The 10209-nt window shown below is 33.9% G+C and carries 9 protein-coding genes; all 9 read left to right on the forward strand.

Translation table 11 applies throughout. The features are described 5' to 3' along the window. A partial coding sequence (locus T368_RS15935; RefSeq protein WP_027338534.1) for a hypothetical protein occupies positions 1–181 on the forward strand: 181 nt, incomplete at its 5' end. Between the two features lie 237 nt (positions 182–418). Next, a complete protein-coding gene (locus T368_RS0110140; protein WP_004086943.1) occupies positions 419–958 on the forward strand; it encodes a hypothetical protein in 540 nt (179 codons plus the stop codon). 623 nt (positions 959–1581) lie between these two features. After that, complete coding sequence (locus T368_RS16845; RefSeq protein WP_004088369.1) at positions 1582–2427, forward strand: hypothetical protein; 846 nt, start codon at positions 1582–1584, stop codon at positions 2425–2427. A gap of 710 nt (positions 2428–3137) precedes the next feature. Beyond that, positions 3138–3704, forward strand: a complete 567-nt coding sequence (locus T368_RS0110150; protein ID WP_004088372.1) for a hypothetical protein — start codon at positions 3138–3140, stop codon at positions 3702–3704. A gap of 447 nt (positions 3705–4151) precedes the next feature. Next, positions 4152–4577 (forward strand): hypothetical protein, encoded by a 426-nt coding sequence (locus T368_RS0110155; protein WP_004088374.1) that lies wholly within the window; start codon positions 4152–4154, stop codon positions 4575–4577. Positions 4578–4599: 22 nt separating this feature from the next. Continuing rightward, positions 4600–4830, forward strand: coding sequence for a hypothetical protein (locus tag T368_RS0110160; protein ID WP_004088375.1), 231 nt, complete (start codon positions 4600–4602; stop codon positions 4828–4830). Positions 4831–5028: 198 nt separating this feature from the next. Beyond that, a complete protein-coding gene (locus T368_RS0110170) occupies positions 5029–6825 on the forward strand; it encodes a coiled-coil domain-containing protein (RefSeq protein ID WP_004088376.1) in 1797 nt (598 codons plus the stop codon). A 491-nt stretch (positions 6826–7316) separates the two neighbouring features. Further along, positions 7317–9134 (forward strand): portal protein, encoded by a 1818-nt coding sequence (locus T368_RS0110180; RefSeq protein WP_004088377.1) that lies wholly within the window; start codon positions 7317–7319, stop codon positions 9132–9134. 92 nt (positions 9135–9226) lie between these two features. Further along, the gene (locus tag T368_RS0110185) at positions 9227–10042 is read left to right on the forward strand and encodes a phosphoadenosine phosphosulfate reductase domain-containing protein (RefSeq protein ID WP_027338465.1); all 816 of its coding nucleotides are present in this window, start codon (positions 9227–9229) and stop codon (positions 10040–10042) included. Positions 10043–10209: the final 167 nt, after the last annotated feature.

Genomic DNA, 10209 nt, shown 5'->3' on the forward strand with positions numbered 1-10209 from the left:
TACAACAAGAGGCACACCCTCTTCTTTTGGTAGTTTTGTAACCGCACAAGGTGGGGCAGGAAATGCAGGGGGAAATGGGCAGTTTGGGGAAATGAAGTTTAGTATTGTAGATATACCAGAGAGTGAGACTAGCATAAATGTAAGTATTGGAGCGGGGGGAAGTGTGGATATATTTTATTAATTTAAAGATTCAGCCTTGATTATGCAATTTGCAAGTTTTAGAATCTGTTGGGGCAACAAGTGGGAAATACTTCACGCTTTAAAGATCTAGTTTGATTTTAAAACCATGCAGGAAACAAACTAGCTTTCCAAGATTGATGGTAGGCTTTTAATGTTTTTACCCTTTTTTATGGTCCATAAAAAAGGGTAAATCGTTAAAATGTTACCACAAGATGAAAGCTTATATAAAAGGATTAAAATGCAACAAGTAACCGAACAACTCATCACCGGCACAGCACAAACCACAGAACACATCATCACAAACAACACAGGCAGAAGCTTTTTACTCTTAGCACAAATGCAGGGGGGAAGTGGGGATATAAACGAGAATTTGAGACATACATTTACAGAGGGGCATTATGTTTGGAATCATCATGGTAGCGGAAACGCTTATGATAACTACTTCTCACAAAATGGCAATAGGGGGAATTTTATAAACCTAAACCACAAGGATAAGAATTTTTCAGTCGTTGGCGGAAGTGGTAGTTTAGAGGGGATTAATACGAAGCGTTATAGGTATTATTGGCATGTTGATAGAGATTTTAGCGGCGATATTACTTGGAAAGGTTGGCGGGGTGTTGGTTGGCAGGATTATAACAATAGCTATAAAATCGCACGAGAGGGACAGAAAAAGCATATAATATTATTCTTTAGGGCAGGGGATAGCATACGGATTAATTTTACGAGTTTTGGAAGTAGTGGGGATAAGGGGTTTGTTCGCTTAACCCCTTTAGCGTAAGCGTTTGTCTTTTTGCGGATTCTTCGCTCAAGGGCTCGGTCATGTATTTAATATACACTCCCTTCGCCTTTCACTCGAAAACCGCAAAAATTCATCAAAAATACTTCACGCTTTAAAGATTCTAGTTTGCGGTCAGCGAATGGATTCTACTTTGCAAGTTGCAAATCTTAGAATCTAGCTTAGAAATACTTGTCATGTTGAGGCGTTAGCCCAAACATCTTTTTATTTGCAAAAGGGATTTTTCGCTACGCTCAAAATGACAAGGGCGGTCAAAGTAAAGTAACGAAATAAAGGCATAACACCAAATAAAAAAGGATTTTTGATTTATTTGTAAAAACATGTTAAACTTAAAGCCTCCTTTCTGTTATACCTAGCATGTGACAATTTGTAATATTTAAAAGAATTTGTTAATATGCGATACTAACAAAAAGCACAAATAGCAAGAAAGCTATTATAATGACTTTGTTGAACATATCAAACTCTCCTTTCTAACTCTTGCTAGAAAAGAGAAATTTACCGCTTAAGTTGGTAGTTTAAGCGGTAACAAATTATACTTCAAATCTACAAATTAAATCAAGCCGTTTTATATCTTTTTGTTGTTATCTATAAATTAAGGATTAAACATGCTAGACACACATCAATTTTTTGAAAACCTAAACGAAATACAAAACAAAATCTATAATTCCTTTTTCCTAAAAGAAGTAGATAGGGTAAATCTAAGCCCAAATGAAAAAGCCCAACTAGATATAAAGATATTTGAGATTGCATGTAATAATGCTTTGAAACTACAAGAGATGATGCAAAGAGAAAAAGAGCTAGAATTTAGCTTATATCAAAAAAGGGTGGAGTTAGAAATAAATGTTATAAGGGCAAAGGCAGAAGCTACAAAGGCATTAAGTGAAGCAATAATTAGCGTCATTCAAGCCTATGTAACAAAGATTAGCGTTATAGATAATGCAAACATACAAAGGGCAAATATTTATACGCAATTAATGCAAGTAATCGCAAATGCAAGTAATCTAAACGCCCTAAGTCAAAGCGATAAAGAGGGCAATAGTCATATAGGCAATGCGATTAATATTATTTCAAAAATCAAAGATACAGAGGATGTAAATCTAGATTCTAAGCTTAATAAATGCATTGAAAATCTAGTGAATAGAAGTAATGATATTATGCTGCTTGGTGCTGGAAGTCAAGATATTTTCATTTATGCAGTGAAAAAAGAGATACAAACAAACGAAACGCTAGAATTATACGGCATGCATATTTTCAGTAATAATGAATGCGAATTTATGCTAGATAATGAGATTATAAAAGGGCGTGTAATGGTATTTAGCAAGGATAAAGAGGGCTTGTATAAGATAGGATTTAGGGCGAAAAATATTCAGGGGGCATGGATTGAGACACATATTTATATTGTAGTTAAGGATAATGTTATAAGTCATGATTTACCACTCATAGAAGCTTAGCGTGATGCTTTTTGCGACTTTTTGCGGATTATTCGCTCAAGGCTCGGTCATTATCGTTTAGATAACTCCCTTCGCCTTTCACTCGAAAACCGCAAAAATTCACTAAAAATCAATCACGCTAGAGTCCTTATTACTCCACTTCCTTAAATCACAAAAGCCATAACGCAAATCTTAGAATCTAGTTAAAGCAAACAGGCAGAGAAATCACGCTGCAAAATCTTAGAATCTGTTTTAGAAATGCTTGTGTTGAGACTCTCCCTTGTCATGTTGAGGCGTTAGCCGAAACATCTAACCTTTATGCAAGTAGAGATACTTCAGGTAGCCCTTCAGCATGACAAGTAATAAAGCTTAAGTCTGCAAACTCAAGCGGCAGCAAAATTATATTACAAACACATAATTAAAGCTTATAAAAACTTCTTAAATACATTTAAAATCTGTTATAATTCTAGTTGGGGCTGTAAATGCCCTAGCTAAAATCTTTTTTTCCTTACTTCCTTTCTAAAGATATGTTTCTACAGCATATCTTTTTAACCCCCTTTATTTCAGTATAAAAAACTTGTTTAATTTCATTTGTATTTGTTTTGAGGCTTTTTTAATTTTTGCCCTTTTTTCTTGTCGTATTTCGCTTTCACTCAAGATGACAAAGAGTGGCAACATGACAAAAAAGACAAATGACAAAATCCAAAACAACAACTTTATAAAGGATTTATATGCTAGAACTCCAAACGCTAACTGAGCTTTTAAAGGAAAAAATGGGGAATTCACGCACTTTAAGTGAAAATCTCATTAAACAAGTGATTATACAAAGCGCAAATGATTTAATCAGCGAGTTTAAACAAAATGTCTGTATCCATACAGAAACCTTGCAAACAGATAAAGCAATAAAGATTAAAAATATTGCGTATATCTATCAAGCAAAGTTTAATAACAGCGTAATCCCTTTGCAAAGATTAAGCACAGCAATACATGATAATACTACAAAATTAATCGTATTAGACACGCAAAGCGTAAGGCTAGAACCTTTTAGCACAGGCACATTAGAGATTTTAGGAAGCTTTTATGTTGATAATGAAGCTGAAGATATCCCTTTAAGTCATCTTTTCTTAAGGGCGTTATTGCAAGGGGCGACATTAAGTCTTTTTATTATGCTGGATAAACCAATAGAGCATATTAAAAACGCTAAGGCTTTATTTGTAGATTTAAAAGATGAGTTAAGGACACAATTAAATAGGGCGCAAGAGAAGCAGAGTTTATCGACTAAGAATATAAGAATTTAACTAGCGTGTTGCTTTTTGCGACTTTTTGCGGATTCTGCGTGAAATATTTCAGTCATGTATTAATTATACACTCCTTCATATTTCAGCTTCTAAACCGCAAAAATTCACTAAAAATCAATCACGCTATTATGCTAAAAAGATTTTCGCACGGATAGTTTCTAGTTTGCGGTTAGCAAATCTTAGAATCTAGCTTAGAAATACTTGTCATGTTGAGGCTTTAGCCCAAACATCTCTTTATTTGCAAAAGGGTTAGATGTTTCACGCTAAAGCGTTCAACATACAAGGAAAGGCGACAAAGGAAACAAACCAGCTTTTTAAGATTGCGTTATAGCTTTAATAGTTTTTTAAAATTTTTGGGTAGGAGCATACTTTGCGTATGTGACTACTCAAAAATTTTAAAATCTTTTAAATGTATAACCAAGATGAAAGCTTTTAAAAAGGAATAAAATGTATCGAATGGTAATCTTTAACGAAGACGGCTACATAACCCACAAACATAAAATAAGCATCATAATGGCAGGAACAAAGCTTTTAAAGGTGAATGAAAGTTATATATTTAATGATACACCTTTTTATGTTATGCAAGGAAGTGGGGCGATAGAATTTGAGTTATTACCGCATACAAAGCCTATATTTCATAAAATACAGATTGAAAACCTAGATTATTTTATGCAGTATGAAAAGCATAAAAGTAGCGATTATGAGGAAAGAGAACAGATTGAAAACTTTGTTAAACTATATGATATAAACCAGACTTATGGCTGCATTAAGCTTTATAATAGTAGCTACAATCGAATCGAACAAGAATTAAGCGGAATAAGTAAGCATGAAAATAGAGTCCCTTTAACAGAATATAAAGAGCAAATAAAGTAGCTATTGCCCTAAAGGATACAGAATGAAATATTTAATGTTAGTTGCAATTCCTTTATTTTTTATAGCATGTGCAGAAAAAGTCGTTATAAAAGAGGTTTTAATCCCTACAAAATGCGAGATTCCAGAGAGAATAAAACCACAAGCAAAAGATTATAACGACTTTACAGAGTTTCAAACGCATTTAAGGGCATATTATAAGTTTATAGAACATGATTTAGAGTTTTGCAGAACAGGCAAAAAGACTACAAAATAACCCCTTTAATTTACAGCGTAGATATGCTTTAATTGTTGGATATTTTGTCATGACAAGGAAAAGCAACATGACAAGCAAAGAGCCAAAAGCAAACAAGCGACAAAGGAGCTAAGAATGCGGAAACAAACCACGCAAACAAACAAAGCTTTCCAAGATGAAAGCTACAACAAAGAAAAGATTAAAACAAAAGGATAAAACATGTTACTCGCTGAAAAACTAACCCAACTCCAAAACCAACTAAACACCCTAAACACACAAGACAACACCGAGCTTTATGAAACACTTTATAAAGATTTGCAACAAGTAAGCAGGCAGTTAAAAAGCGATTTAGAAAGGGCTACAAGACATCTAGAAAACAAGCTAGAAAGCGAAGCAAGTGAATACCAAGACATTACTACAAAATGGGTTAAAAGAGAGTTAAAAGACTTAAAGCCAGAGTTACAACAAGACTTAGAAAAAAATGCGAATATCTTTTTAGAGACTTTTAAAGCTACGCTAAAGCAAGAGGTAAGCACAAAAATACATGAAATAATCACACAAAAAACAGATAATTTGCATAATGAAATCGACTTAAATGTGATTATAGACAATCTTAAAAACACACAAAGCCTAATAGATTCCATACAAGAAAACACGCAAAATGCCCTAAAAGAGAATCTAAAAGAAGCCCTGCCACACATTAAAGAGGAAACAAAAACAGAGTTAATACAGCTTTTACAAAGTCAAATCGACTTAAATGAAGTGATAAAAGCCGCCCTAGAGCAACAATCCCTAAATGAAGTATTAATGCAAGAGTTGCAAACAAAAATAAGCGAGTTTGTAGCAAATAATGTCAATGCAGAGGGCTTAAAAAATGAGTTAAAAGAAGCGATTGCAGGGATTAAAAACGACTTTTTGTTATATATCAATGAAACGAAATTTAACGCAGAAAATAAAATACAGGACTTAAATGCGTATATAGAATCTTTGAAGCAAAATATACTAGAAACAAAGCAAACTTTTATAAATGATTTAGACAGGGAAAAAGAAGCGTTTAGGGAGGCGTGTAAAATCGTTTTGCTAGAGTTTGATAGCTATATTAAATCGCATAAAGACTCTATGTTACAAGAGATTTTAGAGAGACTTCATAATAGCTTTGATACAGAATCACTAAAACAAGAGATTATAAGCATAGTTACACAAAGCACAACAGAACGCATTTTGCTAGAAAAAGATTCTATAACAGAAGAAAGTATCAAGCAAGTAGCCCTCTATTTTGTTACAAATCTCACACAAGAGGCGATATTAAACGCTTTAATTGCAAATGAGGCAGTCATAAAGCGGTTTGAGAGTTTAGGGCTAGAGTTATTACAAGAGAAGCTAAGTCATGCGGTAGTAAAAGATTTCGTAGCACTTGCCTTGAAAGAAAAGGCAAAAGAGATATTAAAGAATGATGAGTTGTTGAGGGCTGAAGCAGAAGCGGCAGCCCATATTGCTTTTATGCGTATTCAAAGCGGTTTCACAGAAATACAAGATGCCCTAGATGCACTTAAACAAGAAAGCGACATTGAAGCGGAGTTAGAAAAACTTGCCCTAGCAAAAGAGGAATTAGAGATAAAAAAACAGGAATTAGAATCTTTGAAGCAAAATCTAGAACAAGCAAAAGAGAAAGCAAAACAAGATTTAATACAAGAGCTAACTCAAAGCACAATTAGCCCTACTTTGCAAACGCATATACAAAAAGAGTTAGAGAATGTAAAAAATGAGATTCTAAGAGATTTAAATAATAATCATAATATCACAGACTTACAGAATCTAAAAGCCACACTAGAAACACTTATACAGGCAAATACAGATGAGATAAATAAGCAAACACAAAAGCTAGATACATTTATACAAGATAATGAGAACGCATTAAATGAGTTGCAAGAGAAAATAAAAGAAGTAGAGAATAAAGCGACAACAGGGCGACCGCAAGGTGATGGGATAGATAATAAGGCTCTAGTATGGAGTTAGTTTAGAATGCGTGTTGCTTTTTGCGACTTTTTGCGGATTCTGCGTAAAAGTCTGCGGTCATGTATTTAATATACACTCCCTTCGCCTTTCACTCGAAAACCGCAAAAATTCACTAAAAATCAATCACGCACGAGACTTGGCACTTGCACACTAAGCAAAATCGCCTCAAAATACTTCACGCTTTAAAGTCTCTAGTTTGCAAGTTCGCAAACCCTAGAATCTAACCTTTATGCAAGTAAAGATGTTTCGCCTTTGCCTCAACATGACAAGGAAAAAAAGTAACATAACAAAGCAAACAAACCAGCTTTTTAAGGTTTGTTGTGAGAACAAAAAAAAGGAACTAAGAATGCGGCAGTATTTTGAGGCGATTTTAAGTGTTGTTGAGTTTTTTATAAAGGAGTGTATTAAACATACACGACTGCAATAAAAAACGATAACTCACTTAAAAGCGTCCAAAAGACAACGCAAGAATATTTAAAAAAGGATATACTATGAAAACAACCACCCAACTCACAGAAATCTTTAACGCCGACAAAGATGCTAACACAAAATCCCTACTTGAATACAAAGAAGCAGTAAAATACTATCACGGACAACAACTCCCACAAGAAGCCCTAGCAACTCTAGCAGAGAGAAGACAAGCCCCAATCATTGAAAACATTTATAAAATGATTGTCAATAAGATTTTAGGCTATAAAATACAAAGCACACAGGAGGTAAGAGTTTTTGGCAGGACAGAGACCACAAGGCAAAAAGCAGATTTATTACAAGAAATTATACGAAGTTTTAATCAAAGTAAGGTTTATGATAGAGAAATACATTTAAGGGATAGGGATTTATTGTTTGGTATGGGGATTCTAGAATTATGGGTTACAAAGGATAGAGATAAGAATAATAAAATCACGCTTAAACACATACCAACTGAAAGCTTTATTGTAGATAAGTTTAGCACTGATTTAAATGCACTTGATTCTACAAGGTTTCATAAGATTTTAAATATAAACGAAGCCCAAAGCCTAGATTTAAATATAAAAGTAGATTTTGAAATAGATAAAAACGATAAAAGGGCGATGATTATTGAAAGCTGGATAAAAGAGGGCGGGGTATGGAATAGGTATTTATGGCATACAAAAGGGTATGTTTATAAATACGAAGAAAAGCCCTTTAAAAATGGCGCACACCCTTTTGTAGTATCAAAGTTTCAACAAGACCATAATTTTATATGGTATGGAATCTTTAGGGATTTAAAGCCGATACAAGATTATATAAACATCGCTGAAAATAGAATGGCAAATATGCTAGGCGGAAGTGTAAAAGCTTTTGTAGAAGAGAGTGCTATAATTGATCTAGAAGACTTTAGCGATAAAATTGCTGATGACAATGTCGTTATTAGAGTGAGAGATCAAGCCCTAAGAGAGAATAAAATACACTTCATAGAGCATAACGCACAGATAACACAACTCACACAAAAGACAAACGAAAAAAGAAATCTAGCTAAAATTCTAAGCGGTTTAAATGAAGAAGCACTAGGCATGGCGACAAATAGACAAAGCGGGGTAGCTATCGCACAAAGAAGAGATGCAGGGCTTATGGGATTACAAAACTATGTAATGCAGAGTGATATAAGCGATAGAATCTTATATGAGAAATTTATCGATTTAGTGCAGTATTATTACACAAAACCACAACTTTTTAGAATCACAGATGAAAAGAATATTACACGATATTTTGAGATAAATACAAATGAAAGTAATACGATAGAAGTGGGCGAATATGATTTAATCTATACCACACAATTAAAACAAACAGGAAGGGAAGAGAGATTTGCACACTGGGCAGAGATTATAAAGACTATTTCACAGATGAGACCAGATATTGTAACAAGTTTATTGCCAATCATGCTAAAAGATACAGACTCAAGTGTAGTTACAGATGTGCAAGAAGTATTAGCACAAAGTGAGCAAAGTCAGGCACAAAATGCAGAGGCAGAAGCACAAAAAGCACAACAACAAGAACAAATCCAACTAGCACAACTACAAGCACAAATAAGAGAATTAGAAGCCAAAGCTATGAAGCTTGAAGCACAGGCACAACTTACAATGCAATTAGCACAAGCCCAAAGTAAAGAAATGCAACAAATGCAGGATTCAGCTTTGCCTCAACATGACAAGGAAAAGGGCGAACATGACAATAAAGGGCAAAATGACAAAAGCAATCAACAAGATAAACAAAGCAAAAACGATAAAGCAAACCAAGAATTAAACAAAGCAAAAAAGCAATTACAACTCAGCACAAGTGATATGCGATAAAACAAGCAAAAAAAATACATTAAAAACACCCCCTTTATAATTCCTGCTAAGCAGTTTATTATTCCCTAAATATTTTAAAGAAAGGACAATAAATGCTAACAATTGCAAATTTAAGCGGTGGCGAAGATTCCACTGCTATGGTTATAAGGTATTTAGAGTTAGGAAATAATATTGATTATATTCTCTTTTGCGACACAGGCTTTGAGTTTCCTGCAATGTATGAGTATATAGAAAAGCTAGATTTATACTTGCAAAGAAACTTTAATAAAAGCATTACATGGCTAAATAAAGGTGGCAAGGAAAATGCAGATGATGAATATACAATATTTGAGAAATGGGCTTTTATAAAACCTATTGAGATAGGGGAAAGGGCGACATTAAAAAGGGGTATTCCTAGATTAATAGGGCGTGATTACTGCACGAGAGAAACAAAGATTAAACCTACTATGAAGTTTGTAAAGGATAAATGCAAAGATAAGTTTAGAGTAACTGCATTAATCGGCTATACATACAATGAAGTAGAAAATGGCAGGGTTAGTCATTTAGATTATGCAATAGCTAAATATCCTTTGCATGAGTGGGGCTTTAATGAAAAGGAAGTAAGCGATTTTTTAAAAGAGAGGCAGATAATGAATCCGCTTTATAATCATTTTCAAAGAACAGGGTGCTTTCTCTGTCCTAAGCAAAGCAAGGCTAGTCTTTATAATCTTTATAAACATTACCCAAAGGAATGGGAGTTAATGAAGCATTGGGAGCTAAAAGCAATAAGCCTAGATTGTGTGAATAAAAGCTTTAAAATGAAGTTTCTAGGGCAGTATGAAAAAGAGTTTGAATTGCAGAGTAAGCAAGGTTTGTTATTTAATGAAAATGAGTTTAGCGAATATGAGACTTGCTTTTGTGGAAAATAGGAGAATTTATGTTTGATTTTTTAAAATATCAATATGTTGAGATAAGAGAATATGATTTGAAAGATGCTTATAGAAACGCAGAGGAATTAGAAAAGATAGGTTATGAAGTTGTAGGAAATGAGTATAGAAAATTTGCAATACAAATGCGTAAGCCTAAGAATGTTACA

The organism is Helicobacter bilis ATCC 51630 (assembly GCF_000686565.1).
GTDB lineage: Bacteria > Campylobacterota > Campylobacteria > Campylobacterales > Helicobacteraceae > Helicobacter_A > Helicobacter_A bilis.

What these genes read in the sequence shown, in the direction of transcription:
- T368_RS0110140 (WP_004086943.1), top strand. Translation starts at nt 419, where the DNA reads ATGCAACAAGTAACCGAACAACTCATCACCGGCACAGCACAAACCACA.
- T368_RS16845 (WP_004088369.1), top strand. Translation starts at nt 1,582, where the DNA reads ATGCTAGACACACATCAATTTTTTGAAAACCTAAACGAAATACAAAAC.
- T368_RS0110150 (WP_004088372.1), top strand. Translation starts at nt 3,138, where the DNA reads ATGCTAGAACTCCAAACGCTAACTGAGCTTTTAAAGGAAAAAATGGGG.
- T368_RS0110155 (WP_004088374.1), top strand. Translation starts at nt 4,152, where the DNA reads ATGTATCGAATGGTAATCTTTAACGAAGACGGCTACATAACCCACAAA.
- T368_RS0110160 (WP_004088375.1), top strand. Translation starts at nt 4,600, where the DNA reads ATGAAATATTTAATGTTAGTTGCAATTCCTTTATTTTTTATAGCATGT.
- T368_RS0110170 (WP_004088376.1), top strand. Translation starts at nt 5,029, where the DNA reads ATGTTACTCGCTGAAAAACTAACCCAACTCCAAAACCAACTAAACACC.
- T368_RS0110180 (WP_004088377.1), top strand. Translation starts at nt 7,317, where the DNA reads ATGAAAACAACCACCCAACTCACAGAAATCTTTAACGCCGACAAAGAT.
- T368_RS0110185 (WP_027338465.1), top strand. Translation starts at nt 9,227, where the DNA reads ATGCTAACAATTGCAAATTTAAGCGGTGGCGAAGATTCCACTGCTATG.